This window comes from Pseudomonas sp. NBRC 111139 (genome assembly GCF_001753955.1).
GTDB lineage: Bacteria > Pseudomonadota > Gammaproteobacteria > Pseudomonadales > Pseudomonadaceae > Aquipseudomonas > Aquipseudomonas alloputida.
In genome coordinates, this window is record NZ_BCBP01000047.1 from 50,042 (window position 1) to 76,986 (window position 26,945).

General features: G+C 62.1%; 28 protein-coding genes. 13 read left to right on the forward strand and 15 right to left on the reverse strand.

Going from position 1 to position 26,945, the window contains the following annotated elements; translation table 11 throughout:
• Nucleotides 1–334: 334 nt before the first annotated feature.
• Both BJQ17_RS18920 and BJQ17_RS18925 read left to right on the forward strand, forming a co-directional pair.
• The gene (locus tag BJQ17_RS18920) at nucleotides 335–1,699 is read left to right on the forward strand and encodes a glutamine synthetase family protein (protein ID WP_003254618.1); all 1,365 of its coding nucleotides are present in this window, start codon (nucleotides 335–337) and stop codon (nucleotides 1,697–1,699) included.
• 24 nt (nucleotides 1,700–1,723) lie between these two features.
• Entirely contained in the window at nucleotides 1,724–3,031 is a 1,308-nt protein-coding gene (locus BJQ17_RS18925; protein ID WP_003254619.1) for an FAD-binding oxidoreductase, read from the forward strand.
• A gap of 286 nt (nucleotides 3,032–3,317) precedes the next feature.
• Here the strand turns inward: BJQ17_RS18925 and fadD1 are convergent, their stop codons facing one another.
• Both fadD1 and fadD2 read right to left on the reverse strand, forming a co-directional pair.
• Nucleotides 3,318–5,015: a long-chain-fatty-acid--CoA ligase FadD1 gene (gene fadD1 / locus BJQ17_RS18930; RefSeq protein ID WP_003254620.1), complete on the reverse strand. Its 1,698-nt coding sequence runs from the start codon at nucleotides 5,013–5,015 to the stop codon at nucleotides 3,318–3,320.
• Between the two features lie 331 nt (nucleotides 5,016–5,346).
• On the reverse strand, nucleotides 5,347–7,035 hold the full coding sequence (gene fadD2, locus BJQ17_RS18935) for a long-chain-fatty-acid--CoA ligase FadD2 (protein ID WP_070096457.1): 1,689 nt from the start codon (nucleotides 7,033–7,035) through the stop codon (nucleotides 5,347–5,349).
• Nucleotides 7,036–7,253: 218 nt separating this feature from the next.
• On the opposite strand from fadD2, the gene BJQ17_RS18940 reads away from it, so the two are divergent.
• On the forward strand, nucleotides 7,254–8,198 hold the full coding sequence (locus tag BJQ17_RS18940) for an alpha/beta hydrolase (RefSeq protein ID WP_070096458.1): 945 nt from the start codon (nucleotides 7,254–7,256) through the stop codon (nucleotides 8,196–8,198).
• Between the two features lie 34 nt (nucleotides 8,199–8,232).
• Nucleotides 8,233–8,703: a MaoC family dehydratase gene (locus BJQ17_RS18945; protein ID WP_014755701.1), complete on the forward strand. Its 471-nt coding sequence runs from the start codon at nucleotides 8,233–8,235 to the stop codon at nucleotides 8,701–8,703.
• 118 nt (nucleotides 8,704–8,821) lie between these two features.
• Here BJQ17_RS18945 and BJQ17_RS18950 read toward each other — a convergent pair whose 3' ends face one another.
• The 5 genes from BJQ17_RS18950 to BJQ17_RS18970 form a co-directional block, all read right to left on the reverse strand.
• Nucleotides 8,822–10,060 (reverse strand): RNA polymerase sigma factor, encoded by a 1,239-nt coding sequence (locus BJQ17_RS18950; protein WP_003254625.1) that lies wholly within the window; start codon nucleotides 10,058–10,060, stop codon nucleotides 8,822–8,824.
• Nucleotides 10,060–10,545: an SRPBCC family protein gene (locus tag BJQ17_RS18955; RefSeq protein WP_003254626.1), complete on the reverse strand. Its 486-nt coding sequence runs from the start codon at nucleotides 10,543–10,545 to the stop codon at nucleotides 10,060–10,062. The genes BJQ17_RS18950 and BJQ17_RS18955 overlap by 1 nt, the downstream gene beginning before the upstream one ends.
• A gap of 21 nt (nucleotides 10,546–10,566) precedes the next feature.
• Nucleotides 10,567–10,911, reverse strand: coding sequence for a YciI family protein (locus BJQ17_RS18960; RefSeq protein ID WP_003254628.1), 345 nt, complete (start codon nucleotides 10,909–10,911; stop codon nucleotides 10,567–10,569).
• Between the two features lie 44 nt (nucleotides 10,912–10,955).
• The gene (locus tag BJQ17_RS18965; protein WP_003254630.1) at nucleotides 10,956–11,381 is read right to left on the reverse strand and encodes a nuclear transport factor 2 family protein; all 426 of its coding nucleotides are present in this window, start codon (nucleotides 11,379–11,381) and stop codon (nucleotides 10,956–10,958) included.
• 188 nt (nucleotides 11,382–11,569) lie between these two features.
• Nucleotides 11,570–11,827: a DUF2790 domain-containing protein gene (locus BJQ17_RS18970; RefSeq protein WP_003254632.1), complete on the reverse strand. Its 258-nt coding sequence runs from the start codon at nucleotides 11,825–11,827 to the stop codon at nucleotides 11,570–11,572.
• 318 nt (nucleotides 11,828–12,145) lie between these two features.
• Here BJQ17_RS18970 and BJQ17_RS18975 point away from each other — a divergent pair, with 318 nt between their 5' ends.
• Entirely contained in the window at nucleotides 12,146–12,550 is a 405-nt protein-coding gene (locus BJQ17_RS18975; protein WP_003254633.1) for a GNAT family N-acetyltransferase, read from the forward strand.
• Here BJQ17_RS18975 and def read toward each other — a convergent pair.
• The 3 genes from def to BJQ17_RS18990 all read right to left on the reverse strand — a co-directional run bounded on the left by def (nucleotide 12,505) and on the right by BJQ17_RS18990 (nucleotide 14,334).
• A complete protein-coding gene (def, locus tag BJQ17_RS18980; RefSeq protein WP_070096459.1) occupies nucleotides 12,505–13,041 on the reverse strand; it encodes a peptide deformylase in 537 nt (178 codons plus the stop codon). The genes BJQ17_RS18975 and def overlap by 46 nt on opposite strands.
• Nucleotides 13,041–13,997 carry a YihY/virulence factor BrkB family protein gene (locus BJQ17_RS18985; RefSeq protein ID WP_003254637.1) on the reverse strand — a complete coding sequence of 319 codons (957 nt, stop codon included), beginning with the start codon at nucleotides 13,995–13,997 and terminating at the stop codon, nucleotides 13,041–13,043. Before BJQ17_RS18985 ends, def begins: the two co-directional genes overlap by 1 nt.
• Nucleotides 13,998–14,154: 157 nt before the next feature.
• Nucleotides 14,155–14,334, reverse strand: a complete 180-nt coding sequence (locus BJQ17_RS18990) for a CsbD family protein (RefSeq protein ID WP_003254639.1) — start codon at nucleotides 14,332–14,334, stop codon at nucleotides 14,155–14,157.
• Between the two features lie 235 nt (nucleotides 14,335–14,569).
• On the opposite strand from BJQ17_RS18990, the gene BJQ17_RS18995 reads away from it, so the two are divergent.
• Complete coding sequence (locus BJQ17_RS18995; RefSeq protein WP_003254641.1) at nucleotides 14,570–14,950, forward strand: hypothetical protein; 381 nt, start codon at nucleotides 14,570–14,572, stop codon at nucleotides 14,948–14,950.
• Between the two features lie 5 nt (nucleotides 14,951–14,955).
• Here the strand turns inward: BJQ17_RS18995 and BJQ17_RS19000 are convergent, their stop codons facing one another.
• Nucleotides 14,956–15,792: a S1 RNA-binding domain-containing protein gene (locus tag BJQ17_RS19000; RefSeq protein ID WP_003254644.1), complete on the reverse strand. Its 837-nt coding sequence runs from the start codon at nucleotides 15,790–15,792 to the stop codon at nucleotides 14,956–14,958.
• A 130-nt stretch (nucleotides 15,793–15,922) separates the two neighbouring features.
• Between BJQ17_RS19000 and BJQ17_RS19005 the strand changes: the two genes are divergently transcribed.
• Nucleotides 15,923–16,783: a DUF6279 family lipoprotein gene (locus BJQ17_RS19005; protein ID WP_003254646.1), complete on the forward strand. Its 861-nt coding sequence runs from the start codon at nucleotides 15,923–15,925 to the stop codon at nucleotides 16,781–16,783.
• A gap of 19 nt (nucleotides 16,784–16,802) precedes the next feature.
• Here the strand turns inward: BJQ17_RS19005 and aceK are convergent, their stop codons facing one another.
• A complete protein-coding gene (gene aceK / locus BJQ17_RS19010; protein ID WP_003254647.1) occupies nucleotides 16,803–18,518 on the reverse strand; it encodes a bifunctional isocitrate dehydrogenase kinase/phosphatase in 1,716 nt (571 codons plus the stop codon).
• A gap of 204 nt (nucleotides 18,519–18,722) precedes the next feature.
• Here aceK and BJQ17_RS19015 point away from each other — a divergent pair, with 204 nt between their 5' ends.
• Entirely contained in the window at nucleotides 18,723–19,598 is an 876-nt protein-coding gene (locus tag BJQ17_RS19015) for a DMT family transporter (protein WP_004576045.1), read from the forward strand.
• Between the two features lie 13 nt (nucleotides 19,599–19,611).
• On the forward strand, nucleotides 19,612–20,070 hold the full coding sequence (locus BJQ17_RS19020; protein ID WP_004576044.1) for a DUF4265 domain-containing protein: 459 nt from the start codon (nucleotides 19,612–19,614) through the stop codon (nucleotides 20,068–20,070).
• 3 nt (nucleotides 20,071–20,073) lie between these two features.
• Here BJQ17_RS19020 and BJQ17_RS19025 read toward each other — a convergent pair whose 3' ends face one another.
• Nucleotides 20,074–20,955 (reverse strand): DMT family transporter, encoded by an 882-nt coding sequence (locus BJQ17_RS19025; RefSeq protein ID WP_070096460.1) that lies wholly within the window; start codon nucleotides 20,953–20,955, stop codon nucleotides 20,074–20,076.
• Nucleotides 20,956–21,150: 195 nt separating this feature from the next.
• On the opposite strand from BJQ17_RS19025, the gene BJQ17_RS32160 reads away from it, so the two are divergent.
• On the forward strand, nucleotides 21,151–21,279 hold the full coding sequence (locus tag BJQ17_RS32160) for a hypothetical protein (protein ID WP_003254652.1): 129 nt from the start codon (nucleotides 21,151–21,153) through the stop codon (nucleotides 21,277–21,279).
• 110 nt (nucleotides 21,280–21,389) lie between these two features.
• Here BJQ17_RS32160 and BJQ17_RS19030 read toward each other — a convergent pair whose 3' ends face one another.
• On the reverse strand, nucleotides 21,390–22,325 hold the full coding sequence (locus BJQ17_RS19030) for an aspartyl/asparaginyl beta-hydroxylase domain-containing protein (RefSeq protein ID WP_003254653.1): 936 nt from the start codon (nucleotides 22,323–22,325) through the stop codon (nucleotides 21,390–21,392).
• Between the two features lie 173 nt (nucleotides 22,326–22,498).
• The gene (gene cysK, locus BJQ17_RS19035) at nucleotides 22,499–23,473 is read right to left on the reverse strand and encodes a cysteine synthase A (protein WP_003254654.1); all 975 of its coding nucleotides are present in this window, start codon (nucleotides 23,471–23,473) and stop codon (nucleotides 22,499–22,501) included.
• 132 nt (nucleotides 23,474–23,605) lie between these two features.
• Between cysK and BJQ17_RS19040 the strand changes: the two genes are divergently transcribed.
• The 3 genes from BJQ17_RS19040 (at nucleotide 23,606) to BJQ17_RS19050 (ending at nucleotide 26,904) form a co-directional block, all read left to right on the forward strand.
• Entirely contained in the window at nucleotides 23,606–24,679 is a 1,074-nt protein-coding gene (locus BJQ17_RS19040) for a DUF748 domain-containing protein (RefSeq protein WP_070096461.1), read from the forward strand.
• A gap of 187 nt (nucleotides 24,680–24,866) precedes the next feature.
• Nucleotides 24,867–25,712 (forward strand): MoxR family ATPase, encoded by an 846-nt coding sequence (locus BJQ17_RS19045; RefSeq protein WP_003254658.1) that lies wholly within the window; start codon nucleotides 24,867–24,869, stop codon nucleotides 25,710–25,712.
• Between the two features lie 13 nt (nucleotides 25,713–25,725).
• Complete coding sequence (locus tag BJQ17_RS19050; protein WP_003254660.1) at nucleotides 25,726–26,904, forward strand: VWA domain-containing protein; 1,179 nt, start codon at nucleotides 25,726–25,728, stop codon at nucleotides 26,902–26,904.
• The last annotated feature ends 41 nt before the right edge of the window (nucleotides 26,905–26,945 follow it).

Below are 26,945 nucleotides of genomic sequence, written 5' to 3' on the forward strand. Positions count from 1 at the left end.
CACCAGAATGTTTAGCCAAGTGCGATGTAAAGGTTGCCATTCACTGCTTTAATCAACCTTACGCCGCATGTGAGTATCAAAGGCATGACTCCCGCCCAGCCTATCGCCCCACCGTCGTCCCGCCCTTCGCTGCCGAAGGCCCGGAGCCGTGCCGGGGAAAATCCGCTGGTCCACATCATCCTCGCCTTCTGGGCCTTGTGGCACTGCCGTCACGCGCGCCCACCGGACACCTCGCTCACGCCATTGTGACCAAACCCGGCCACCGTCTGGCCGTTTGACTCAACTGGGCCGCCTGCTTGCGCGGTGGCCCTGCGCGCCTATGAGCGAATTGATCATGCACTTTGCCCCTGTAGAGCAGGCTACCCGTTTTCTGGCCGACAACCCCGATATCGAGCTGTTCGAACTGTTCATCCTCGACGCCAACGGTGTGCCACGCGGCAAGCTGTTGCACCGCGAGGAACTGCTGGCCGTGTACCAGACAGGCCGGCCACTGCCCAGCACCATCCTTGGCCTGACCCTCAATGGCGACGACGTGGAAAACTCCGGCCTGGTGTGGGACGTAGGCGATATCGACTGCCGTGCCTACCCGCTTGACGGCAGCCTGGTGCGGCTGCCCTGGCGCCGGGTGCCCACCGCTGCAGTGCAGGTGAGCATGCACCCCAGCGAGGGGCTGCCGGCCAGCATCGCTGACCCACGCCATGTGCTGCTGCGCACCATCGAAGCGTTGAAGGCCGATGGTTACCACCCGGTGATGGCCTGCGAGCTGGAGTTCTACCTGCTTGACCAGCAGCGTGATGCCCAGGGCCGCCCACAACCGGCACTGGACAACGATGGCGGTCGCCCACGCAGCACCCAGGTCTATGGCCTGCGCGAACTGGAGCAGATCGAACCGTTCCTCGCCGACCTGTACGCTGCCTGCAAGGCCCAAGGCATCCCGGCGCGCACGGCCATTTCCGAGTACGCCCCCGGCCAGGTGGAAATCACCCTGGAGCATGGCGATGCGCTGCAGGCGATGGACCAGGCGGTGCGCTACAAGCGCCTGGTAAAAGGTGTGGCCCATGCCCACGGCATGCAGGCCTGCTTCATGGCCAAGCCATTTGCCCAACTGGCCGGCACCGGCATGCACATGCACCTGAGCCTGGCCGACAGCGCCGGCAACAACCTGTTCGCCAGCGAAGACAAGGCCGGTACCCCGCTGCTGCGCCAGGCCGTGGCCGGCATGCTGCGCCACCTGCGCGACTCGCTGCTGCTGTTCTGCCCCAACGCCAACTCGTACCGACGTTTTCAGGCCAACAGCTATGCGCCCCTGGCGCCAACCTGGGGCGTGGACAACCGCACCGTGAGCCTGCGTGTGCCAGGAGGCCCTGCCAACAGTCGCCATGTGGAGCACCGCATCTGTGGCGCGGATGCCAACCCTTACCTGGCTGCAGCGGCGATCCTCGCTGCCAGCCACCGCGGCATCCGCGAACAGCTTGACCCAGGTGCCCCCGTTGAAGGCAACGGTTACGCTCAGGCCACCGAACACCTGCCCACCGACTGGCTGACCACCCTCGACGCCCTGCAACATTCCGAATGGGCCCGTGAAGCACTGGGCGAAGACTTCCTTGGCGTGTACCTGAAGGTCAAGCGCGCCGAGTACCGCCAGTTCATGGCTGAAGTCAGCGAACAGGACTGGCGCTGGTACCTGCACCAGGCCTGAGCCCCTACAAAACAAGGAACACCCATGAACGCAGCATTGAACAACGGCCCGGCGCAGCGCGCGCCGTCCTATTACAGCGCCACCCTCAACGACCACAGCGAGTACCCGCAACTCAAAGGCACGGTGCAGGTGGATGTGGCGATCATCGGCGGTGGCTTTACGGGCGTGGCCACGGCGGTTGAACTGGCCGAGCGCGGCCTGAAGGTCGCCATCGTCGAAACCAACCGTATCGGCTGGGGCGCCAGCGGTCGCAACGGCGGCCAGGTCACCGGCAGCCTGTCGGGCGACGAGGCCATGCGCTCGCAGATGCGCAACCACCTGGGCGCCGAAGTGGACGATTTCATCTGGCACTTGCGCTGGCGCGGGCACCAGGTGATCGAGCAGCGCGTGGCGCGCTATGGCATCGATTGCGACCTCAAGCGTGGCCATTTGCATGCCGCGATGAAACCTTCGCACATGAACGAACTGCGTGCGTTCGAGGCCGAAGCACAGCGCCGCGGCATGGGCGAGCAGGTGCAACTGCTCGATCGCGCTGCAGTGGCGGAGCATCTGCAAAGCCCGCTTTATCTGGGTGCGTTGAAGAACCTGCGCAACCTGCACCTGCACCCACTCAACCTGTGCCTGGGCGAAGCCCGTGCCGCGCATGGCCTGGGTGCACTGATATTCGAAAATTCCGAAGTGCTGGACATCGTCCATGGCCCGCGCCCGGCGGTGGTTACCGCCCACGGCCGGGTGGAGGCACGCCAGGTGATGTTGGCCGGCGATGTGTATCACAAGCTCGAAAAGCGCCAGCTCAAGGGCAAGATCTTCCCAGCCATGGGCGGTATCGTCACCACCGCGCCGCTGGGTGAGCTGGCCGAGCAGATCAACCCGCAGGACCTGGCGGTGTATGACTGCCGCTTCGTCCTCGACTACTACCGCCTGACGGCCGACAAGCGCCTGCTGTTCGGCGGCGGCGCCAACTACTCAGGCAAGGATTCACGCGACATCGAAGGCGAATTGCGCCCCTGCATCGAACGCACCTTCCCGGCATTGAAGGGGGTGCCGATCGAGTTCCAGTGGAGCTGCGCCATGGGCATCGTGGTCAACCGCATCCCGCAGCTGGGCAAGCTGTCGGACAACGTGTGGTACTGCCAGGGTTACTCGGGGCACGGCATTGCCACCAGCCACATCATGGGCGAGATCATGGCCGAAGCGTTGACCGGCACGCTGGAGAAGTTCGACACCTTTGCCCAGTGCAAGCATGTGCGAGTGCCGATGGGGGACTTGCTGGGGAACCCGCTGCTGGCGGCGGGGATGTGGTACTACCAGATGCTCGAGAAGCTGCGCTGAGTTGCGCGGATGTAGGCGCGGGTTTACCCGCGAAAGGGCCGGCCCTGCTGACCGATTTCCACCCGCCGTTCACCGTTGTCGCCACTACCGTATTCGCGGGTAAACCCGCTCCTACAGGGGCTCACAATGTCTGAAGACGGCGCCGCATCTTATTGTGGGGCCTTGTGTCGCGAAAGGGGCGCATAGCGCCCCCAGCCATTGTTGCATCGCCGCCGAAACCCCAGGGCCGCTTCGCGGCCCTTTCGCGACACGAGGCCGCTTTCACACTGAGCGTGCAGGCTTATGGTCAGGCGATCTTCTTCAAGCCTTGCTTCTTGAGCTCTTCATCACGCAGTTCGCGGCGCAGGATCTTGCCCACGTTGGTGGTCGGCAGCGAATCGCGGAACTCGATGTGGCGCGGTACCTTGTAGCCGGTAACGTTGGCACGCATGTGCTCCATCACCTGCTCCTTGGTCACGGTCATGCCCGGCTTGACCACGATGAAGACCTTGATCACTTCACCCGACTTCTCGTCCGGCACACCGATGGCTGCGCACTGCAGCACGCCCGGCAAGGCCGCCAACACGTCTTCCAGCTCGTTGGGGTACACGTTGAAGCCCGAGACCAGGATCATGTCTTTCTTGCGGTCGACGATGCGCATGTAGCCGTCCGCCTGGATCACGGCGATGTCGCCGGTCTTCAGCCAGCCTTCGCTGTCGAGAATCTCGGCCGTGGCATCTTCACGCTGCCAGTAGCCCTTCATCACCTGCGGGCCCTTGACACACAGCTCGCCCACTTCGCCAAGCGGCAACTCATTGCCGGCGTCGTCGATGACCTTGCACAAGGTCGACGGCACCGGAATACCGATGGTGCCCACCTGGTTCGCTTCCGACGGGTTCACCGCCGCCACCGGGCTGGTTTCGGTCATGCCGTAGCCTTCGCAGATGGCGCAACCGGTAACGGCCTTCCAGCGCTCGGCCACGCTTAGCTGCAAGGCCATACCGCCCGACAGGGTGATTTTCAGCGCCGAGAAATCCAGGGCTCGGAACGCCTCGTTATTGCACAGGGCAACGAACAGGGTGTTGAGGCCCACAAAGCCGCTGAACTTCCACTTGCCCAGTTCCTTGACCATCGCCGGCAAGTCTCGCGGGTTGCTGATCAGCACGTTGTGGTTGCCGATCAGCATCATCGCCATGCAATGGAAGGTAAACGCATAGATGTGGTACAGCGGCAGGGGGGTGATGAGGATTTCGCAGCCTTCGTGCAGGTTGGCGCCCATCAGTGCGCGGCACTGCAGCATGTTGGCCACCAGGTTGCGGTGGGTCAGCATGGCGCCTTTGGCCACGCCGGTGGTACCGCCGGTGTACTGCAGCACCGCCACGTCGTTGGCCTGCGGGTTGGCTTCGGTCACTGGCTGGCCCTTGCCCAGCGCCAGGGCGTCATTGAAACGCACGGCCTGCGGCAGGTTGTAGGCCGGCACCATCTTCTTCACGTACTTGATCACGCTGTTGATCAGCAGGCGCTTGAGTGGCGGCAGCAGGTCGGCAACTTCAGTGACGATAACGTGCCTGACCTGGGTTTTGGGCACCACTTTTTCGGCCAGGTGGGCCATGTTGGCCAGGCACACCAAGGCCTTGGCACCCGAGTCGTTGAACTGGTGTTCCATCTCCCGCGCGGTGTACAGCGGGTTGGTATTGACCACGATCAGCCCGGCACGCATGGCACCGAAGACCGCGACCGGGTATTGCAGGACATTGGGCAGTTGCACGGCAATGCGGTCACCCGGCTTGAGGTCGGTATGCTGCTGCAGCCAGGCGGCAAACGCCCCCGACAACGCATACAACTCGCCATAAGTGATAGTCTTGCCCAGGTTGCTAAAGGCCGGTTTGTCGGCAAAGCGTTGGCAGGATTGCTTGAGTACTGCCTGGATATTGGGGAATTCGTCAGGATTGATTTCCGCCGTAATCCCGGCTGGGTACTTATCCTTCCAAAAATTTTCGATCATGGAAGCCCACTCCTTCAGCAACAGCGAAGTTCGATTCACGCGTCGATGCGCTTATTATTGATATGAGATGACGGTTCGTTGCAAACCGGATCATCTGGAAGCGGGCCGAGAGTAACAGCTTTGTCTGGGGTCGCCTAGAGGCCAAAACAGGCCTTACGGTCACAAAAATGACTCAATGAACAATACAGGTCATTTTTAGAGTAATTATCCAAAATGTCGCAGATAAGGCTGTATATGGCCTGTTAGAGCGGTTTAGAGGCATTCGCGGGTAAACCCGCTCCTACATTGGCGGTGTAGGAGCGGGTTTACCCGCGAAGAAGCCATCCCGGTATCACGCTATATCGCGCAACTCCCGCCGCAGAATCTTGCCCACCGGCGTCATGGGCAACGATTCGCGCAGCACGATGTGCTTGGGTACTTTGTAGCCGGTGAAGTTGGCCTTGCAGTAGGCCTTCAGCTCATCAACGCTCAGCCCCCCCTCGCGCGGCACCACGAACAGCTTGACCGCCTCGCCGGAACGCTCGTCCGGCACGCCGATAGCCGCACAGTTGGCGACCTTGGGATGCCCCATCACCACATCCTCGATTTCGTTGGGGTACACGTTGAAGCCCGAGACGATGATCATGTCCTTCTTGCGGTCGACGATGCGGGTGAAGCCGTCCGGGTCGATCACCGCGATATCACCGGTCTTGAACCAGCCTTCTGCATCCAGTGCCTGGGCCGTTGCCTCGGGCTGCTGCCAGTAACCCTTCATGACCTGCGGGCCTTTGATGCAAAGCTCGCCCCGCTCGCCCAGCGGCAGTTCGTTGCCATCATCATCGATGACCTTGAACGCAGTACCCGCCACGGGGATGCCCACCGTACCCAGACGCGCCAGCTGGCCGTAGGGGTTGGTGCTGGCCACCGGCGAGGTTTCTGTCAGGCCGTAGCCTTCAACGATGCGGCACCCGGTAAGGTCTTCCCAGCGCTCGGCGGTGGCCTTGACCAGCGCGGTGCCACCAGAGTTGGTGACCTTCAGCGCCGAGAAGTCCAGCTGACGGAAGCCCGGGTGGTCCATCAGTGCGACAAACAAGGTATTGAGACCCAGCAAGGCAGAGAAACGCCACTTGCCCAGCTCCTTGATGAAGCCGGGAATATCCCGCGGGTTGGTAATCAGCACGTTATGGTTGCCGGTGACCATCATGCACATGCAATTCGCGGTGAAGGCATAGATGTGGTAAAGCGGCAGCGGCGCGATCATCACTTCCTGGCCGTCCTTCAGCAGCTTCTGCCCATCGGGGCCGTGCTGCGAGAAGCAGGCCAGCACCTGCAGCATGTTGGCCACCAGGTTGCCATGGGTGAGCATGGCGCCCTTGGCCAGGCCGGTGGTGCCGCCGGTGTACTGCAGCACCGCGATATCATCGAGGTTCAGCGACACCGGTTTAGGCAACAGCCCGCGGCCCTCGCGCAGTACCTGCTTGAACGGCACCGCCTGGGGCAACCGGTAGGCCGGCACCATCTTCTTCAACTTGTCGACCACGGTGTTGACCAGCCAGCCCTTGGCGGCCGGCAGCAGGTCGCCCATCTTTGCCTCGATCAGGTATTCGATACCGGTATCGGGCAGCACCTCCTGCACGCGCTTGCCGAACATGTTCAGGTACACCAGCGCACGCGCGCCACTGTCCTTGAACTGGTGGCGCATCTCGCGCTCGGTGTACAACGGGTTGGTATTGACCACGATCAGCCCGGCGCGCATGGCACCGAATACGGCGATGGGGTACTGCAGCACATTGGGCATCTGCACGGCAATGCGCTCACCCGGTTTGAGGTCGGTGTGCTGCTGCAACCAGGCGGCGAAGGCTGCCGAATGGCGCTCCAGTTCCGCGTAGCTGAGGGTCACGCCCAGGTTGCTGAACGCCGGGCGGTCGGCAAAACGCTTGCAGGAGCGCTCGAACACCTCGACCACCGAGGCGTAGGCATTGATGTCGATGGTGGAAGGCACGCCTGCCGGGCGCTTGTCATTCCAGAAGTCGGCTTGCATTTATTATTGTTCCTCTGCCTGGACCTGCACTGCGTCCTTTAGTCCTTTACCTGACCGCCTGCCGGCGAAAAGGCGTTGATTCGACGTTAGCAGGTAAACCCAAGGTGGCATATACGCCAAGTGCCGCCATTAACATTGTGAATCTTATTTGTGCCCCTCCTGCAATCCGGCCGGTTGTGCATACACTGTTCGGGTAACCGCGCGCACAAGGACCCGCCATGCCTCACGACGCCTTCTGGCTGCCCGCCAGTGAGCACTGCAGCCTGTACGTACACCAATGGCTGCCGGCCACACCGGTAAAGGCCGTGGTGCTGCTGGCCCATGGCATGGCCGAGCATGCCGGGCGCTACCAGCGCCTGGGCCAGGCCCTGAGCGAGGCCGGCTTTGCCCTGTTCGCTGCCGATCAGCGTGGCCACGGGCGCACTGCCGAACTGGGCAACCTCGGCCTGTTCGCCCGCCATCATGGCTGGAATGCCGTGGTCAACGACCTGGGATGTGTGGCCCAGCATATCGGCCAGCAATACCCGTGCACGCCGCTGTTCCTGTTCGGCCACAGCATGGGCAGCTATATCGCCCAGGCGTACCTGCTGCATCACAGTGGCAGCCTGCACGGGGCGATCCTCAGCGGTTCCAACTACCAACCGGCCGTGCTGTACCGCTTTGCGCGGCTGATTGCCCGGCTGGAGTCCTGGCGCCAGGGGCCACTGGGCAAGAGTGCACTGATCGAATGGTTGTCCTTCGGTTCGTTCAACAGCGCCTTCAAGCCCAACCGCACAGCCTTCGACTGGCTCAGCCGCGACCCGGGCGAGGTCGATCAGTACGTGAACGACCCGTTGTGCGGCTTTCGCTGCACCAACCAGTTGTGGCTCGACCTGCTGCAAGGCTTGGCGCAGATCAGTCAGCCGGGTAACCTCGCGCAGATCGATCCCAACCTGCCGATGCTGGTGATCGGCGGTGAATGTGATCCGGTCAGTGCCGGCAAGCGTCTCACCCATCTGGCCGACGCCCTGCGCGCGACCGGCAACCGACATGTACAGCTGCGCGTCTACCCGGAGGCGCGGCATGAAGTACTCAACGAAACCAACCGTGGCGAGGTCATCGCCGATATTCTCTGCTGGCTTGAACAGGCGCTGGCCCTTGGCCGCCCTGCGCGCAGTGAATGATAGCCGCCCTCGCCCAACGCTTAAGGAAGCATCGATGTCCCAGGTCACCAACACGCCTTACGAAGCCCTCGAAGTCGGCCAGACGGCCGAGTACAAGAAGTCCGTTGAAGAACGCGACATCCAGCTGTTCGCTGCGATGTCCGGTGACCACAACCCGGTTCACCTGGATGCCGAATTCGCCGCCAAGAGCATGTTCCGCGAACGTATTGCCCATGGCATGTTCAGCGGCGCGCTGATCAGTGCTGCAGTGGCCTGCACACTGCCTGGCCCTGGCACCATCTACCTGGGCCAGCAGATGAGCTTCCAGAAGCCGGTGAAAATTGGCGACACCCTGACCGTGCGCCTGGAAATCCTCGAGAAGCTGCCCAAGTTCAAGGTGCGCATCGCCACCAACGTCTACAACCAGAACGACGAGCTGGTGGTCGCGGGTGAAGCCGAGATCCTGGCGCCGCGCAAGCAGCAGACCGTCGAGCTGGTGTCGCCGCCGAATTTTGTGGCGAGCTGAAGTGTGATGCAGCCAGCACCTACTTCAAGGCTGCTCTCTTGGGTAACCCGCTAATTCGTTGATTTAGCGGGCATCCTGTGGGATATGGGCTGGCCCGCAAAGAGCCGGCACCCCCACATCATTCGATAGCCTGCAAACGCCGCTCGATATGCCGCCGCTCAGGCGCCTGTCGGGTCAAGGCCAGCGCCTGCTGCCAGGCCGCTCGCGCCTCTTCTACCTGCCCCAGCTGGCAATGCAACTCGGCGCGCGCCGCATGTGCCAGGTGATAGTCCAGCAACTCCCCCCGCGCCAGAATCCCTTCGACTTCCCGCAGGCCAACCTCCGGCCCATCCCGCTTCGCCAGCGCCACCGCCCGGTTAAGCGCCACCACCGCTGATGGCCAATACCGCTGCAACACGTCATACAGGCCGACGATCTCTCCCCAGTCCGTCTCTTCAGCCGTCGCCGCTTCGGCATGCACGGCAGCAATCGCCGCCTGGACGGTATAGGCCCCGAACGCACGGCTCTGCAGGGCCTGGCGCACCAGGGCACAGCCTTCGGCAATAAACTGCCGGTCCCACAAGCTACGGTCCTGCTGCTCCAGAACCACCAAATCGCCTTGGCCATCGATGCGCGCCCGCTGCCGGGACGCCTGCAGCAGCATCAACGCCAGCAGGCCGACCGCCTCCGGGTCGGGCAGCAACTGCACCAGCAACCGCGCCAGGCGAATGGCTTCATCGCTCAGTTCCTGCTGCAGCAGTGTTTCGCCCGATGACGCCGAATAGCCCTCATTGAACACCAGGTAGATCACCCGCAACACGCTTTCCAGGCGCTCGGGCAGCTCATTGAGCTCGGGTACCTGGTACGGTATGCCCGCGTCACGGATCTTGGCCTTGGCACGCACGATCCGCTGGGCGATGGTTGTCGGGCTTTGCAGAAAGGCGCGGGCGATCTGCTCGGTGGTCAGGTCGCAGACTTCGCGAAGCGTCAATGGCACCTGAGCGTCGGCCGACAGGGCCGGATGGCAACAGGTGAAGATCAGCCGCAGGCGGTCATCCGCCAGCAGTTCTTCTTCACTGGGGTCCTGCGCCTGACCATCCAGCAGCATGCTCAAGTCCGCCTGGGAGCGGTCGAAGCGGACGCGCCGGCGCAGCGCGTCGATGGCCTTGAAGCGCCCGACAGAGACCAGCCACGCTCGCGGGTTGGCGGGGATACCGTCGCGTTGCCAGCGCTCCACGGCAATGAAGAAGGCGTCATGCATGGCCTCCTCGGCCAGGTCAAAATCACCCAGCAAGCGGATCAGTGTCGCCAGTATGCGCCGCGACTCCTGCCGGTACACGGCCTCGACTTCGGCGCTCACCTGGGCCAGTGCTGCCATCAGTCGGGCATCCGCTGGGTCACCACCTCCACCAGGCGGTCCAGGCTTTCTCCCCAGCCTTGGTGGAAGCCCATTTCTTCATGGGCACGGCAGTCGGTGGCATTCCAGTGCCAGGCACGGGCGGTGTAGCGGGTTTTGCCCTGTTCCTCGTCAAAGCTGATCACGGCGGTCATGAAGGCCTTGTCCGACGGCACCCAACCGGGGCCGAAGGCATCGGTGAACACCAGCCGGCGTGGCGCGGCAATTTCCAGAAAGACGCCCTGGTTCGGGTACTCGCTGCCATCCGGCGCGCGCATCAAGGTGCGAAACAGGCCACCGGCCCACAACTGCATCTCACACTCCGGGGTGGTCATGCCGCGCGGCCCCCACCACTGCATCAGCCACTGGGGTTCGGTCCAGGCGCGAAATACCTTCGCCGGTGGGGCGTCGATCAGGCGGTTGATGGACAACTCGTGTTGCGCCTGGGCAATGGGGGCAAGGCTCATGCTAATGGTTCTCCTTGGCTGTCAGGGTTGCAGCTCGCGCACCGGTCGCACCTCGACACTGCCGACCCGCGCAGCAGGGATGCCCTTGGCGATATTCAGCGCTTCGTTGAGGTCGCGGGCCTCCACCAGGTAAAAGCCCGCCAGTTGCTCCTTGGTTTCGGCGAACGGGCCGTCGGTCAGGCTCATGCGCCCGTTACGCATACGCACCGTGGTGGCCGTCTGCACCGGCTTCAGCGCCTCGGCCGCCAGCATGCGCCCGGAACCGTGAATGGCTTCGGCGTAGGCCATGCATTCAGCGTCTGCCGGGCTGTCGGGCAGGCTGTGCAACAGCCCCTCGTCACAATAGACCAGGCACAGGTATTTCATGGTCGCCTCCAAGGCATTGGCAAAGTGCGTTTGGCGATAAAGGCTCAGGGCTTGAGATCGAACAGGGCTTTTTGCGTTTCCATGTCGAAAGGCGCCGACCAGTGTTCGTGGATGACCTGCCACTGGCCGCCTTGACGACGATAGCCCACCGTGGCGCGCATGAAGCCGCACTGGCTTTCGTCGTCGCCCGGGCCGCAGCGGTTCAGCCAATGGGCCAGGGCCAGATCGCCAGCGGCGTACACGGTAAGTTGGGCAAGTTCGAACACCATGGGGCCGGTGCACATGCCCATGCACATTTCCCAGTGCGCCGTGTAGGCGGACTTGCCTTTGAATTGCAGAGCCTGGATGGCATCGAAGGCGACGATATCGTCGGCATAGGGGGCGATGATGCCCGGGATGTCGCGATCGCGCACGGCTTGCATCCAGCGCTCGATCAATTGGCGGATTTCGGATTCGGCTGCGGTGCTCATCGGGGGTACCTCCGACAGATCATAGGGGGCACGGTGTGTGACGCGTGCCTTCAGCTATGGTCGAACGGGAAGCGGAGGATTCGACAGGCGGGAACATTATTCTGTATTGGCGGAGCACCTGGGAGATCGGATCGGGGCCAGCAAGTGCCCGCCACAGCGTTTTCAGCCCCTGTGGCGGGCACCGCCAGTCAACCCTGCTGGCAACCTTCTCCCATGGCACGGTACTGGATGGTGTGCACCTGGCCCTGATGGTCTTCATAGGTCATGGTCGCAGGTACCACTTCGCAGACATTGGGGATGGTCGACAGGTTGATCACCCGCTTGATGTCCAGGTTCATCGAGTAGTCGTACTGCTGAGCCACAGGCTCGCTGGAGACGGGTTTGGCCTCATCGGCGAGGGCGAACGAGGACATACCGACCAATGCAAGAATCAGTAATGGTTTCATGTGGTTTTGCCTTTAGAGCGTTCAAGCTGATCGATTGACTTCTATTGCCGTATCCGGCGCGGAGAAGTTGTCATCTAGGGTCTAGATGGCACGAAGTACCGATCCCGCTTCGTACTGCCAGGGGGGATGAAGAAAATTCTACTCCCGGCCAGTAATAGTTGAACCCCGGAGTCGGATATTCACCCTTGCCGGTTTTGCAACAATCTGCGACAAAGTGGCCGCAAATCATCAGGCCAGAGCCTCTGGCCACGTTTCAGGGTAGGACTCACCATTTCTGAAAAATTGTCCTGTTCGACGCTTTCGGACACAGAACGCCGTTTGCTGGACCACTTCTACCGCCAGCACAGCTCACGCATGCGCGCTGCAAGCGACGCCGAACTGTGGGTAGCACGGGCCCCTGGCATCATCGCCGGGCTGAGCCTGAGTGCGGTGGGTGAGGGATTCTGGCTGACGGGCCTGTTCGTCGCCCCGCAGCGACGCAACCAAGGGGTGGCCGCGCAGTTGATCGAGGCAGCACTGGCGCAGGTTGACGGGCCCGTCTGGCTGTTCTGTCATCCCGACCTGACGCCCTTCTACCAGCGCCTGGGTTTCGACCTGGCCCAACAGCTGCCAGAAGCCCTGGCCAGCCGCCTGCTTCGCTATCAGCGTAACAAACGCCTGGTAGCCCTGCAGCGAGGTCAGTCGTCGCTGACCTCAAGCCCAGGGAACAGCACCTCGGTGTAGCCGAACCTGGCAAAGTCCTGGATGCGCGAGGGGTATAGCCGGCCGATCAAGTGGTCGCACTCGTGTTGCACCACCCGTGCATGGAAGCCATCGGCGAAGCGGTTGATCGGGCTGCCCTGGGGGTCGATCCCTTGATAGCAGATATGCTTGAAGCGCGGCACCACGCCGCGCAAGCCAGGCACCGACAGACACCCCTCCCAGCCGTCCTCAATCTCACTGGAGGTCGGGGTGATGACCGGATTCAGCAGAATGGTCTGCGGCACCGCCTCGGCATCGGGGTATCGCTCGCTGCGCTCGAAGCCGAAGATCACCAACTGCAGGTCGATGCCGATCTGCGGGGCGGCCAGGCCCACACCGCCTACGTGACGCATGGTTTCGAACATGTCGTCGATCAGTTGCTGCAGCTCGGCACTGCCAAGCATGTGCTCGGGCACTGGCGGAGCGATGCGCAGCAGGCGTTCGTCGCCCATCTTGAGAATGTCACGGATCATCAGGGGTTCGGCTCGACGCTATGAGGCTTGCTCGGGTTCGGGTGCTCGTGACCCAGTACAGTCAAGGTTTCCTTGGGCTTTTCCCCGTCGAAGTCTTTCTCGCCCGGGTTCTTGCCTTCGGCTGACATGTGCTCGATCACCGCATTCATTTCGGCGCCGAGCAGCAGCACGGCAGCCGAAATATAGAAATACAGCAACAGCACGATGATTGCACCAATGCTGCCGTACATGGCGTTGTAGTCGGCAAAGGTCTTCACGTAGTAGGCAAAGCCCAGTGAGGCCACGATCCACACCACAACCGCCAGCACCGAACCCGGGGTGATGAAGCGAAACTGCTGTTTCACATCAGGCATCACGTAATAGATCAGGGCCACTGCCACCATCAGCAGAATGATGATCACCGGCCAGCGCAGGATGGTCCACAGTGTGACGATGAACTCCTGCATGCCGATCTGGGCGGCTATCCATTCCATCACCTGCGGGCCCAGCACCATCAGCGCTGCGGCCGCCAGCAGCATGCCAGCCAGGCCCACGGTGTAGAAAATGGAAAGCGGGATACGCTTCCACACCGGGCGCCCTTCGGGCACATCGTAAGCGGCGTTCATGGCGCTCATCATCAGGCGCACGCCGGCTGAGGCGGTCCACAGGGCGATCACGATACCCACCGACAGCAGCCCGCCCTTGGATTGTTGCAACTGGTCGATCACCGGGTTCACCTGCTCCAGCGCCTGGGGCGGTAACACCAGTTCCGATTGCAGACGCAGCCAGGAGAAAAAGTCCGGCAAATGCAGGAAACCGATCAGGGCAATCAGGAACAACAGGAAGGGGAATAGCGAGAACAGCGCCTGGTAGGCCAGCGCTGAGGCATAGGTGGACATCTCGTCGTCGAGGAATTCCTTGACGGTGCGAACCAGCACGCGGTGCAGGGGCAAGCCGCGCAGGTCGGGGAAAATCATAGCGTCTCCTTTCGCCGCTTGATCGTTACACAGGCAAGTCTAATAGACCGTGCCCGAGCTGTGCTGCTCCCGGCCGTGATTGAAGAATTTGCTTACGTAGAGTGTGCCGGCCTCTTCGCGGCATTACCCGCCAGAGGCCGGCACAGGCCGCCTCAAGTCAAGGCTTCTTCACCGCATCCTTCACATTGCCCTTGATCTGTTGCGCCTCGCCTTTAAGCTCCTGCGCCTTGCCTTCGGCCCGCAGCTTGTCGTTGTCGGTCACCTTGCCAACACCCTGTTTCACGTTGCCGATCGCTTCGTTGGCCAAGCCTTTCGCTTTGTCTTTAGTACCGCTCATGGCAAAACTCCTGCAAATGGAGACACGTGAACCGTGTCGACAGTAGGTTGACCCAACGCCTGGGCCAGGAGTTTCAACGGATCTCCCGGCCAGAAGCCGAACGGTAAAACGGCAGGCGAATACCGCCCAAGCCCGCGAAGAGGCCGGCACAGGCACCGCAAGTCACAAACCTTGCCCCGCCCCGTGCCACCCCTCACAATGCAGGCCTTCATAGCGTCAACTCGCAGGAACCTGCATGAAACTCGACAAACCCGCCGCCATCGCCCGGCGCAACGAAGCACTGGCCCGGCCGGTGCTGACCAGCAGCAATACCCTGTTCGCCATCCTGGACAACAAACGCAACCTGTGGTGGTTCGAAGTGCCAGTGGCACTGCTGGGCAAGGGCCAGGCCGACTGGGTCAACCTGCTGCTGCACACGCCAGAAAGCGATGAACTGCAGCACCTGAAGGTGCCCACCAATTTCCTCAAGGCTCACCTGGAGCAAATGGAAGTGCGCAAGCCCGGCAAGCGCCGCTCCACCATCAGCCTGGCCCTCAGCGCCGACCGTGACTCGCTGCTGCGCGACACCCGTCCGGGTGGCGAGCAACTGGACTTCCGCAACTTCGTACAGGCGTAAGGCCGTCAGGCTTTCTCGATGCGATCGTCATGGATGACGATCAGGCCCTGCTTGAACAACCCGCCAATGGCCTTCTTGAAGTTGCCCTTGCTGACGTTGAACAGCTTGCTGATCAACGCAGGGTCACTCTTGTCGCACACCCCCAACACCCCGCCTTCGGCTTCCAGGCGCGCCATGATCTGCTCTTGCAGGGTGTCCGCCAGGGCGGCGCCTACCGGCTGCAGGCTCAGTGAAAGCTTGCCGTCCTGGCGCACTTCCTTGATGAAGCCCTTCTCGTGCATGCCCGAGCGCAAGAACTTGAACACCTCGTTCTTGTGGATCAGGCCCCAGTGGCGGTTGTTGATGATGGCCTTGAAACCCATCGGCGTTTCGCCGGCCACCAGCAGCTCGACCGGCTGGCCAACCTTGTAGTCGGCCGGGGTGACATCGAGGTAGCGGTCCAGGCGCGACGTGGCAGTGATCCGGCGGGTGCGCTTGTCGAGGTACACGTGCACCACGCAGTAATCACCGATCTTCAGCGGCCGAGCCTCTTCCGAGTACGGCATCAGCAAGTCCTTGGACAGGCCCCAGTCCAGGAAGATACCGGCACCGTTGATGTCCTTGACCTTCAGGCTGGCGAACTCGCCAACCTGCACCTTGGGCTTCTCGGTGGTGGCGATCAGCTGGTCTTCGCTGTCCAGGTAGATGAACACGTTCAACCAGTCATCGACCTCGGTCTCGGCGTTTTTCGGGATGTAGCGCCCGGGCAGCAGGATTTCGCCATCGGCGCCGCCGTCCAGGTACAGACCGAAGTCCACGTGTTTCACGATTTGCAAACTGTTGTAACGCCCAAGCAGAGCCATTTCCGATGATCCTCAAGACAAGGCGGCTATTCTACACCTGAAGCCACCACATGGCCCGACCACTCATGCAGTGGAACCGCCAGGCCGCACTTGCATCTACCTTCTGGCCAGCCTGAGGAAGGAACAGCACATGCCGCTACGCCTGCCCAAAGCCCTGCTTATCGCCATCGGCTTCGCCCTGGCCTTGGCCGCCTGCAGCCGCATCGACCTGGCCTATCGCAACCTCGACCGCCTGGTGCCGTGGTCGCTGAGCGACTACCTGGACATGAACCGCGAGCAAAGGGCGCTGCTGGACGATCGGTTGCGCGAGCACCTGGCCTGGCATTGCAAGACTCAACTGCCCGGCTACCTCGACTGGCTCGACCGGCTACGTGACATGGTCGCCGACGACCAGGTCACCGACCAAGCGCTGCAGCAAAGCACCCGGGAGGTCCGTGAGGCAATTGGTCGGGTGGCCGAGGAAATCACCCCTTCGGCCACCGAACTGCTGCGCGGCATGAGCGACGACCAGGTAGCGCAGATGCGTGAAGCCTTCCGCGATGACATCAGTGAGCGGCAAAAGCAGTATGTGGATACGCCATTGCCGAAGCAGATGGCCCGCCGTAGCGAGCGCATGGAAAAACGCCTGACGCCATGGTTTGGCGAGTTGACGGCGGTACAGAAGCAACGCATCCAGACCTGGTCTCAAGCGCTGGGTGACCAGAACCGTGAATGGATCGCCAACCGTGCCCACTGGCAACAGCAACTGCTGTTGGCGATGAACCAGCGCAATGACTCCAGCTTCGAGCCGCGCCTGGCGACCTTGTTGCAGCGCAAGGAGAGTTTGTGGACACCCGAGTACCGGGCGGCGTATCAGAATACCGAGCGGCAGGCGCGCAGCCTGCTGGTGGACCTGGTGCGGCAAAGCACGCCGCAACAGCGGCGGTTCCTGCAGGAACGGCTGAGCAAGGTGCGTACCCATTTGAGCGAGATGAAGTGTTTGAAGGCGTGACAGGTCTGTTCGACCTGATTCACCGGGCCTTGCGCCGATACGGAAACACATCGATCACTTTCCCCTCACGTATCGCCGCCTGCAGCCCCTTCCAGTAATCCGCGTCATACAGTTCCCCATGCAAGCGGCTGAACAACCGCCGCTGGCCCATATCGGCAAACAGAAACGGCGGAAACTCTTCGGGGAACACATCATGCGGCCCGATCGAGTACCACGGCTCGCCCGACATTTCGTCCTCCGGGTAACGCGGTGGCGGAATGTGGCGGAAATTCACCTCGGTCAGGAAGCTGATTTCGTCATAGTCGTAAAACACTACCCGGCCATGACGGGTCACACCAAAGTTCTTCAGCAACATGTCGCCGGGGAAGATGTTCGCCGCCGCCAGCTGCTTGATGGCCAGGCCGTAGTCCTCCAGCGCCTCCAGCACCTGGCCCTCGGTGGCATGCTCCAGGTACAGGTTCAACGGCGTCATGCGCCGCTCGGTCCAACAGTGGCGGATCAGCACCGTGTCGCCCTCCAGCGCCACCGTCGACGGTGCCACCTCCAGCAACTCGGCCAGGCAATCCGGCTCGAACTTGCTGCGCGGAAAGCGAAAATCGGCAAACTCCTGGGTGTCAGCCATACGCCCCACCCGGTCGACGCTCTTCACCAGCCGGTACTTGTCGATCACCGTGGCGCGGTCCACGGTTTTCGATGGCGAGAAGCGGTCCTTGATGATCTTGAACACCGTATTGAAGCCGGGCAAGGTGAACACGCTCATGACCATGCCCCGTACCCCTGGCGCCATGACAAAGCGGTCATCACTGCTGGCCAGGTGGTTGATCAGCGCGCGGTAGAACTCCGACTTGCCCTGCTTGTAGAACCCGATCGAGGTGTATAGCTCGGCAATGTGCTTGCCCGGCAGGATGCGCTTGAGGAAATTGACGAACTCGGCGGGCACCGGGACATCGGCCATGAAGTAAGAGCGGGTAAACGAAAAGATGATCGACACCTCGGCCTCGTCGGTGATCAGTGCATCGGCCTCGATACCGTGGCCCTCGCGGTGCAACAAGGGAATCACCAACGGCCACTGCTCATCGCTGTTGTACAGGCGGCCGACCAGATAGGCCCCCTTGTTGCGGTAAAGCACGGGTACAAACAGCTCCACGGCCAGCGCCGGGTCCTTGCACACCCAGTCGGGCAGGCATTCGCGCAGTTGTTCTTCCAGCCGCGCCAGGTCGCCTTCCAGGTCGCCATACGGCATGTCGAACGGGTAATCGGCGAACACCGCGCGCAGCAAGTTCCTGAGACTGCCGTCAAGCCGATAGGTACGGGTTTGCGCCGCGCGCTCGCGGCCGCGCATGGAAGGCCGGGTCGTGTGGATGAACATGCAGCCGTCGCTGATCAGGTCATGGCTGAACAGGCTGCAAAACAGCGAGTTGTACCAGGTCTCTGCCAGCTCGTCGTCCAGGCGTGGGTCGATCAGGTGGATATAGGCGTTTTTCACCAGCGGCCACTGTTCCACGTCCAGCAGCACCTCTGCGGCAAAGGCCTGGCGCAGCCAACCGTTGACTTCGGCGACTTTCTCTTCGTAGAGATTGATGCGGGCGGCGGCGGCCTGCTGGATATCCTGCCAGCGCGCCTGCTCGAAGCGCTGGCGAGCACCCAGGGTGATGCGCTGGAAATGATCGCGGTAGTCGTCGAAGCCGGCGAGGATCATCCGGGCGATTTCGACAGCGGGCCAGGGCTGGGACATGCGTGGGGCCTCGGAGCTGGGATTGAGTACAGAGCTTAGCCGCCCTTGGGTTCATGGGTTACTGCCATTGAAGGCCCGAGCTGTAGTTGCAGCTGCCTTGCCCAGAGCCCCGCAGCCCAAGAGGAATTACACAGCAAGAAAGCACAAGAATCCCCCCGCCCCGTGGCGTACACTCGCGCCCCTGCCTTACCTCCGGAGACCGTTGTGAGCCCCATCGCCCTAGCCCGCCTGCTGACCCTTGCCGCCGTCTGGGGAGCGAGTTTCCTGTTCATGCGCATCATCGCCCCCGAACTGGGCACGGTGCCGACCGCGTTCTTCCGGGTTTCCATCGCCTGCCTGGGCCTGATCGTGCTTCTGGCCGCCGCCCGCGTGCGCTGGGACTTCCAGGGCAAGCTCGGCGCGTGCCTGGTGCTGGGCATGATCAACTCCGGCATCCCCGCCACCTTCTACTCGGTGGCGGCCCAGGTGCTGCCGGCCGGCTATTCGGCGATCTTCAACGCCACCACCCCGCTGATGGGCGTGCTGGTCGGCGTACTGTTCTTCCGCGAGCCAATGACCCTGGCCAAACTCTGCGGCATCTTCCTTGGCCTGTTCGGCGTCGGCATCCTCAGCGGCGCCGGCCCGGTGGCACTGGACATGGCCCTGCTGCAAGGCGCCCTCGCCTGCCTGGCGGCCACCACCTGCTACGGCTTTGCCGGGTTCCTCGCCCGCCGCTGGATCAGTGGCCTGGACAGCCGTCTTTCCGCGCTGGGCAGCATGCTCGGCGCAACGCTCATGCTGACCCCGCTGTTCGGCTGGAGCGCACTCACCCAACCGCCCGCCAGCTGGGGGGGCTGGGAGGTGTGGTTGTCGTTGCTGGGGCTGGGTTTGCTGTGCACCGCCTTTGCCTACATCCTGTACTTCCGCCTGCTCGAGGAAATCGGCCCGGTAAAAGCCAGCACCGTAACGTTCCTGATCCCGGTATTCGGCGTATTGTGGGGGGCATGGCTGCTGAATGAGCCGTTGTCGATGGCGCACCTATACGGCGGCCTGCTGATTGGCCTGGCCTTGTGGCTGGTGCTGCGCCCGGCGCGCAGCTGAAGCGGAGTACGGCATGAACAGCGCGTACAAAAAGGTCCTGTTCCGCCTGGAACAGGACGAGAACGGCTACCCACCAGCCTCGGTCGAGGGCCTGTGGGCCAAGGCCGTGGAAGGCGGCTACGCCATCGACAACATACCCTTCCATGTCTATGGCATCGCCCCGGGCGACGTGATCGACACCCGCGAGGAAGCAGGCGAAACCTGGTTCGCAGCGCTGCGCCACAGCAGCGGCAGCTCGGTGTTCCGGGTGGTCGTCAAACCACCGGAAACCCTCGACCAGGTGCGCGCAGCATTGCTGGATTTCGGCTGCGCCTGTGAAACCGAGCAAGCAGTGAAGATGTTGGCGGTCGAGGTCCCACCGCAACGCTCGCTCGATACCCTGCTCTACTACCTGCTCACCCAGCGCGAAGCCGGCCTGCTGGACTTCGAGGAAGGCGTGTTGCGCCACGCCATCCCCGAAGAATTCCGCTAGGGCCTACGCCTCGGCCAGGCGCGCGGCAGGCTTGCGAAACACGAACAGCAGCCCTACCACGATCAGCCCCATGCCCAACAGGCTGAGCGGTGCCAGGCGGTTACCGAAGATCAGCAAGTCCATTACCGCAGTCACTGCCGGCACCAGGTAGAACAGGCTGGTGACATTGACCAGGTTGCCCTTGGCGATCAGCCGGTACAGCAGCAAGGTTGCCAGCAGGGAGACCACCAGGCCCATCCACAGCAGCGCACCGACGAAGCTGCCGGTCCACTCGACATGAAGCGGTTGCAGAGGTGCGAACAGCGCGCACATGGCAAAGCCGGCCAGGTACTGCAGCGGCAGTGTGCCCATGGGGTTGTCGGTAATGCGCTTCTGCAGGATCGAGCCAAAGGTCATGCTGACCAACGCCAGCAGGGCGAACAGCATGCCCGCCAGCGATACCCCGCCCAGGTTGATGCCCTGGTAGACCACCATGATCAAGCCACCCAACCCCAAACCCAGGCCGAACAAACGGCTCCAGGAGCGCTGGCGTTCCATCAGCACCACGGTGAGGATCGGTTGTACCCCCATCACCGTGGCCATGACGCCGGGGGTGACATGGGTATCAAGCGCCAACAGATAGAAGATCTGATAGGCACCGAGCAGCACACAACCGGTACCCAGGGCGCGCAGAATGCTCCCGCGAGTACGCGGCCAGCGCAGCCCTAGCAACGGGCCGATCAGCAACAGGCCGACCAGGGCCAGCGCCGAGCGCAACAGCAGAAAGGCAAACGGGCTGGCATGCGCCAGGCCGAGCTTGGAGACGATCGCCCCGCTGCTCCACAGCAGGACGAACAGGCAGGTAGTGGCCGCCGAGGCCACGGACGTTTTGGTAAAGACAGACATGAATTGCCACCTGATAGTAGGCAGATAAGCCAAACGGACGGCGTGCGCTTCAACGTGAGCAGTAGCCGACCGTGTTCAGTACGTTGCGCGTGCGAAGGGTTGCGGCACGAAGCCGATCAGCCCAGCACAACCACGCAATGAGGCGGAGCTACGCCGCCTACGACGCCACTGACAGGTGGTGGGGAGTGACAGATCATGACCGGCTGCTGGCTACCACGCACGACCAAGCCCGCGACTGGCGCGATGGCAAAGCGTGTGGTGGAAGGGATGGCTGGCATGAACGCGGTCTTTGAGAAAGTGAATGTTCTGGAATATAGCGAGTGATTCTTCGCGGCACAAGCCCGCTGCCACAAGCACACCCTCGTCCTTGAAGGATGAGGCGCACCGGTGGCAGCGCGCTTGCCCCGCAAAGGGGCCGGTTAACGCAGAAAAACTCAGAACAACCAGCGATACAACAGATACGCCACCACCACCGCCAGTACCGGCCGCAGCACGCGGTAAGCCTTGGGGTTGGCGCGTTTGAACTGCTTCACATGGCTGCTGATCCTGTTGCTGAAGCGCTTGCTCCAGGCGTACGCCTGGTTGATCCCGCCCACGCGCTCGTCGTCGGTGTTCTGCGGCGCGGTGGCGCGGCCGAGGAAGGCACTGACCTTACGGTTGATGCGCGTCATCAGCGGGCTACTCAGCGGGCGCTCGATGTCACAGAACAGGATCACGCGGGTAACGTCGGTTTCGTTCTTGACCCAGTGCACGTAGGTTTCGTCGAACATCACGTCTTCGCCATCACGCCAGGCGTACTGCTCACCGTCCACGTAGATGCGGCATGCGTCGGAGTTGGGCGTGGACAGCCCCAGGTGATAACGCAGCGAGCCTGCGAACGGGTCGCGGTGCGGGTTCAGGTGGCTGCCGCCGGGCAGCAGGGCAAACATTGCGCCCTTGACATTGGGGATGCTGCTGACCAGCTCGACAGTGCGCGGGCACAGGGTTTGCGCCGAAGGCAGCGGTTTGTCGTACCACTTCAGGTAAAAGCGCTTCCAGCCTTTCTTGAAGAACGAACCGAAGCCGGCGTCGTTATCTTTCTCAGCGGCACGGATATAGCCTTCGTCGAACAGGCGCATGGCCTCTTCGCGAATTTCCTGCCAGTTGTCCTTCAACACGTCCAGCTCCGGGAAGCGCTGGCGATCCAGGTAGGGCTTGGACGGCACGCCGGAAAACAGGTACATCAACGCGTTATAGGGGGCGAACAGCGCCGAATGGTTGACGAACTGGCGCAACACCGGCAGGCGGGCCTTGCCGCGCAGGTGCACGAACAGCACGCTGCCGAAAAACACCAGCAAGACACCCGCCTTGGCTGCAAAGGAAAAGGTCATGCTTTCACTCCTTGGGGAAGAGCCAGGGCTGCGCTGCCTGCTCTCCAGAAAATCATCCTGCCATCATAAACCGATCCCGCCGCGGTAAAAACAACCCGGGCGGGATCGCATTCATGAAGATTTTGCAATAAACCAGGCCGCCGATTGTTGCGCCGGATCAGCGGGAAGGCCGATTACTGCTGGTTTTCCTGCTCGCTGAACATGTCGCTGAACAGCATGCTCGACAAGTATCGCTCGCCCGAATCGGGCAGGATTACGACGATGGTCTTACCCTGCATTTCCGGTTTTTCGGCCAGGCGCACCGCTGCCGCCATTGCCGCACCGCAGGAAATACCACAAAGGATGCCCTCTTCCTGCATCAGGCGAATCGCCATGGCCTTGGACTCTTCGTCGGTCACCGTCACCACTTGGTCGACGATCGACAGGTCGAGGTTTTTCGGCACGAAGCCGGCGCCGATGCCCTGGATTTTGTGCGGGCTGGGCTTGAGTTCTTCGCCGGCCAGGGTCTGGCTGATCAGTGGCGATGCCACGGGTTCCACTGCCACCGACAGGATGGCCTTGCCCTGGGTATGTTTGATGTAGCGCGACACGCCGGTGATGGTGCCGCCAGTGCCCACGCCTGCCACCAGCACGTCGATGGCGCCGTCCGTGTCGTTCCAGATCTCAGGGCCGGTGGTTTTCTCGTGAATGGCCGGGTTGGCCGGGTTTTCGAACTGGCCCGGCAGGAAGTACTGCTCCGGGTCGGAGGCGACGATTTCGTTGGCCTTCTCGATGGCGCCCTTCATGCCCTTGGCCGGATCGGTCAATACCAGCTCGGCGCCCAGTGCCTTCAGCACCTTGCGGCGCTCCAGGCTCATCGAGGCGGGCATGGTCAGCATCAGCTTGTAGCCGCGGGCGGCGGCGACGAAGGCCAGGCCGATACCGGTGTTGCCCGAGGTGGGCTCGACGATGGTCATGCCCGGTTTGAGCTTGCCGCTGCTTTCGGCGTCCCAGACCATGTTCGCGCCAATGCGGCATTTGACCGAGTACCCGGGGTTGCGCCCTTCGATCTTGGCCAGGATGGTCACGCCGCGCGGGGCGATGCGATTGATCTGCACCAGCGGCGTGTTACCGATGGAGTGGGCGTTGTCTGCAAAGATACGGCTCATGGCAGGGGTCCTTGGCATGAAAAAGCAGGGAAATGCCTCAAGGGTAAGCCTGCGGCGGTGGCCCGTAAAGCCTGTTCGAACTCAGCCCGGCACGTTGCGGTCAACCGCACATCCCGCCTTGGAGACAGCCTCATGAAAGCCCGCTATCGCTGGCCGCTGGTCGGCCTGGCCAGCCTGATCGTGCTGCTGGTGGCGCTGCACCTGGCCCTGCCCTACCTGGTGCGCGACTACCTCAACGACAAGCTGGCCGACATGGGAGACTACCGCGGCCAGGTAGCCGATGTGGACCTGGCCTGGTGGCGCGGTGCCTATCAGATAAACGGGCTGAAAATCGTCAAGACCACCGGCAAGGTGCCCGTACCGTTTCTCGACGCCCCACTGATCGACCTCTCGGTGAGCTGGCATGCGTTGTGGTACGACAAGGCAGTGGTGGCGGAGGTGACCTTCGTGCATCCCGAGCTGAACTTTGTCGACGGTGGTAGCAAACAGGCGTCGCAGACCGGCCAAGGTACCGACTGGCGCCAGCAGCTGGAAAAACTCCTGCCCATCACCCTCAACGAAGTGCGTATCGACAATGGCGTGCTGACGTTCCGCAACTTCAATTCCAAGCCACCGGTCGACCTCAAGGCCACCCGGTTGAACGCCAGCATCCGCAACCTGACCAACGTGCGCGACCAGAAAGGCCGTCGCGACGCAAGTTTCGAAGGCACGGCGCTCATCGCGGGGGATGCGAGCGTAGAAAGCCGTGCCACCTTCGATCCTTTCAGTGATTTCGACGACTTCGAATTCAGGCTTCGCGCCACCGGCATCGAGCTGCGCAAACTGAATAACTTTGCCAGCGCCTACGGCAAATTCGACTTCAATGCCGGGCACGGTGACGTGGTCATCGAGGCCCAGGCAGAAAACGGCCGGCTGAACGGCTATATAAAACCGCTGCTGCGTGATGTCGACGTGTTCGACTGGCAACAGGACGTCGAGGAAAAGGACAAGGGTTTCTTCCGCTCGGTGTGGGAGGCCTTGGTGGGGGCGACCGAGACGGTGCTGAAGAACCAGCCGAAAAACCAGTTCGCTACCCGGGTGGAGCTCAGCGGCAGTGTGCGCAAACAGGATGTCAGTGCCTTCGAGGCGTTCTTGCAGATCCTGCGCAACGGGTTTGTCCAGGCATTCAATGCGCGCTATGAGCAACCAGCGCCGAAGTCTGACTGAGACAGCGTGACGGGGCATTCAGGGACTGAATACCCGGTCTGCGTTTGCAGCCGCCTGGCCCCGCGTTATAGTCGGAAACAAATCCGGATTATGTGCTGCCTGTTCGGGCCGCTTCGCGGGTAAACCCGCACCTACAACCCTGTACCGCGAAAAGGCCCGCACAGCCCTAAACAGAGGACAACCCCCCATGAAGTTCGAAGGCACCCGCGACTACGTCGCCACAGACGACCTGAAACTGGCGGTAAACGCGGCCATTACCCTCGAACGCCCGCTGTTGGTCAAGGGCGAACCGGGCACCGGCAAAACCATGCTCGCCGAGCAGTTGGCGGCCTCGTTCGGGGCGCGCCTGATCACCTGGCACATCAAGTCCACCACCAAGGCCCACCAGGGGCTCTACGAGTACGACGCGGTCAGCCGCCTGCGCGATTCGCAGCTAGGCGTGGACAAGGTGCACGATGTGCGCAACTACCTGAAAAAGGGCAAGCTCTGGGAGGCCTTCGAGGCCGACGAGCGGGTCATCCTGCTGATCGACGAAATCGACAAGGCCGATATCGAATTCCCCAACGACCTGTTGCAAGAGCTCGACAAGATGGAGTTCTACGTCTACGAAATCGACGAGACCATCAAGGCCAAACAGCGTCCGATCATCATCATTACCTCGAACAACGAAAAAGAGCTGCCGGACGCCTTCCTGCGCCGCTGCTTCTTCCATTACATCGCCTTCCCCGACCGCACGACCCTGCAGCAGATCGTCGACGTGCACTACCCGAACATCAGCCAGTCGTTGGTCAGCGAGGCGCTGGACGTGTTCTTCGACGTACGCAAGGTGCCGGGCCTGAAGAAAAAGCCGTCCACCTCCGAGCTGGTCGACTGGCTCAAGCTGCTGATGGCCGACAACATCGGTGAAGCGGTGTTGCGCGAACGCGACCCGACCAAGGCCATCCCGCCGCTGGCCGGTGCGCTGGTAAAAAACGAGCAGGATGTACAACTGCTCGAGCGCCTGGCCTTCATGAGCCGGCGCGGCAACCGCTGACAGGAGCAGGGCCATGCTGCTCAATCTGTTCAATGAGATGCGTGCGGCCAAGGTGCCGGTTTCGGTGCGTGAACTGCTCGACCTGCACCAGGCCTTGCAAAAGCGCGTGGTGTTCGCCGACATGGACGCGTTCTACTACCTCGCCCGCGCCATCCTGGTGAAGGACGAACGCCACTTCGACAAGTTCGACCGTGCCTTCGCAGCCTACTTCAAGGGCCTGGAAAACCTCGACCGGCACATCGAGGCGCTGATCCCCGAAGACTGGCTGCGCAAGGAATTCGAGCGCTCGCTGACCGATGAAGAACGCGCGCAGATCCAGTCGCTCGGCGGCCTGGACAAGCTTATCGAGGCCTTCAAGCAGCGCCTCGAAGAGCAGAAGGAACGCCACGCTGGCGGCAACAAGTGGATTGGTACCGGCGGCACCAGCCCATTCGGCTCGGGCGGCTTCAACCCCGAGGGCATCCGCGTCGGTGAGGCCGGCAAGCGCCAGGGCAAGGCAGTAAAAGTCTGGGACCAACGCGAGTACAAGAACCTCGACGACCAGGTCGAGCTTGGCACCCGCAACATCAAGCTGGCCCTGCGCCGGCTGCGCAAGTTCGCCCGCGAAGGCGCCGCCGAAGAGCTGGACATCGACGGCACCATCGACCACACCGCGCGTGATGCCGGGTTGCTGAACATCCAGATGCGCCCCGAGCGGCGCAACACCGTGAAGCTGCTGTTGCTGCTCGACATTGGCGGTTCGATGGATGCCCACGTCAAAGTCTGCGAAGAGCTGTTCTCGGCCTGCAAGACCGAGTTCAAGCACCTGGAGTATTACTACTTCCACAATTGCGTTTATGAGTCAGTGTGGAAGAACAACCTGCGCCGCACGTCCGAACGTTTTTCCACCTTCGACCTGCTGCACAAGTACGGCGATGACTACAAGGTGGTGTTCGTCGGTGACGCGGCCATGGCGCCCTACGAGATCACCCAGCCGGGTGGCAGCGTGGAGCACTGGAACGAAGAAGCCGGGTATGTGTGGATCCAGCGTTTCATGGAAAAATTCAGGAAGGTCATCTGGATCAACCCGTACCCCAAGCAGGCCTGGGATTACACCGCGTCGACCCATCTGGTGCGCGACCTGATCGAGGACAAGATGTATCCGCTGACCCTGCAAGGGTTGGAGGACGGGATGCGCTACCTGTCCAAGTGAGGTTGCCTGCTCCAACATCACCGTCAAGGCATGCACAGGAC

Excerpts from the sequence above, each read along its gene's own strand:
- BJQ17_RS18955 (WP_003254626.1), bottom strand. The coding sequence starts at position 10,545 with ATGAGCCTTGCCCCCATTGCCCAGGCGCAACACGAGTTGTCCATCAAC.
- aceK (WP_003254647.1), bottom strand. The coding sequence starts at position 18,518 with ATGTCCCAGCCCTGGCCCGCTGTCGAAATCGCCCGGATGATCCTCGCC.
- BJQ17_RS18950 (WP_003254625.1), bottom strand. The coding sequence starts at position 10,060 with ATGGCAGCACTGGCCCAGGTGAGCGCCGAAGTCGAGGCCGTGTACCGG.
- BJQ17_RS19020 (WP_004576044.1), top strand. The coding sequence starts at position 19,612 with ATGAACAGCGCGTACAAAAAGGTCCTGTTCCGCCTGGAACAGGACGAG.
- BJQ17_RS18985 (WP_003254637.1), bottom strand. The coding sequence starts at position 13,997 with ATGATTTTCCCCGACCTGCGCGGCTTGCCCCTGCACCGCGTGCTGGTT.
- cysK (WP_003254654.1), bottom strand. The coding sequence starts at position 23,473 with ATGAGCCGTATCTTTGCAGACAACGCCCACTCCATCGGTAACACGCCG.
- BJQ17_RS32160 (WP_003254652.1), top strand. The coding sequence starts at position 21,151 with ATGACCGGCTGCTGGCTACCACGCACGACCAAGCCCGCGACTGGCGCG.
- BJQ17_RS18965 (WP_003254630.1), bottom strand. The coding sequence starts at position 11,381 with ATGAGCACCGCAGCCGAATCCGAAATCCGCCAATTGATCGAGCGCTGG.
- BJQ17_RS19045 (WP_003254658.1), top strand. The coding sequence starts at position 24,867 with ATGAAGTTCGAAGGCACCCGCGACTACGTCGCCACAGACGACCTGAAA.
- BJQ17_RS18970 (WP_003254632.1), bottom strand. The coding sequence starts at position 11,827 with ATGAAACCATTACTGATTCTTGCATTGGTCGGTATGTCCTCGTTCGCC.
- BJQ17_RS18940 (WP_070096458.1), top strand. The coding sequence starts at position 7,254 with ATGCCTCACGACGCCTTCTGGCTGCCCGCCAGTGAGCACTGCAGCCTG.
- BJQ17_RS18925 (WP_003254619.1), top strand. The coding sequence starts at position 1,724 with ATGAACGCAGCATTGAACAACGGCCCGGCGCAGCGCGCGCCGTCCTAT.
- def (WP_070096459.1), bottom strand. The coding sequence starts at position 13,041 with ATGATCCGTGACATTCTCAAGATGGGCGACGAACGCCTGCTGCGCATC.
- BJQ17_RS19005 (WP_003254646.1), top strand. The coding sequence starts at position 15,923 with ATGCCGCTACGCCTGCCCAAAGCCCTGCTTATCGCCATCGGCTTCGCC.
- BJQ17_RS19030 (WP_003254653.1), bottom strand. The coding sequence starts at position 22,325 with ATGACCTTTTCCTTTGCAGCCAAGGCGGGTGTCTTGCTGGTGTTTTTC.
- BJQ17_RS18920 (WP_003254618.1), top strand. The coding sequence starts at position 335 with ATGCACTTTGCCCCTGTAGAGCAGGCTACCCGTTTTCTGGCCGACAAC.
- BJQ17_RS18990 (WP_003254639.1), bottom strand. The coding sequence starts at position 14,334 with ATGAGCGGTACTAAAGACAAAGCGAAAGGCTTGGCCAACGAAGCGATC.
- BJQ17_RS18960 (WP_003254628.1), bottom strand. The coding sequence starts at position 10,911 with ATGAAATACCTGTGCCTGGTCTATTGTGACGAGGGGCTGTTGCACAGC.
- BJQ17_RS19025 (WP_070096460.1), bottom strand. The coding sequence starts at position 20,955 with ATGTCTGTCTTTACCAAAACGTCCGTGGCCTCGGCGGCCACTACCTGC.
- BJQ17_RS19000 (WP_003254644.1), bottom strand. The coding sequence starts at position 15,792 with ATGGCTCTGCTTGGGCGTTACAACAGTTTGCAAATCGTGAAACACGTG.
- fadD2 (WP_070096457.1), bottom strand. The coding sequence starts at position 7,035 with ATGCAAGCCGACTTCTGGAATGACAAGCGCCCGGCAGGCGTGCCTTCC.
- fadD1 (WP_003254620.1), bottom strand. The coding sequence starts at position 5,015 with ATGATCGAAAATTTTTGGAAGGATAAGTACCCAGCCGGGATTACGGCG.
- BJQ17_RS18995 (WP_003254641.1), top strand. The coding sequence starts at position 14,570 with ATGAAACTCGACAAACCCGCCGCCATCGCCCGGCGCAACGAAGCACTG.
- BJQ17_RS19040 (WP_070096461.1), top strand. The coding sequence starts at position 23,606 with ATGAAAGCCCGCTATCGCTGGCCGCTGGTCGGCCTGGCCAGCCTGATC.
- BJQ17_RS19050 (WP_003254660.1), top strand. The coding sequence starts at position 25,726 with ATGCTGCTCAATCTGTTCAATGAGATGCGTGCGGCCAAGGTGCCGGTT.
- BJQ17_RS18945 (WP_014755701.1), top strand. The coding sequence starts at position 8,233 with ATGTCCCAGGTCACCAACACGCCTTACGAAGCCCTCGAAGTCGGCCAG.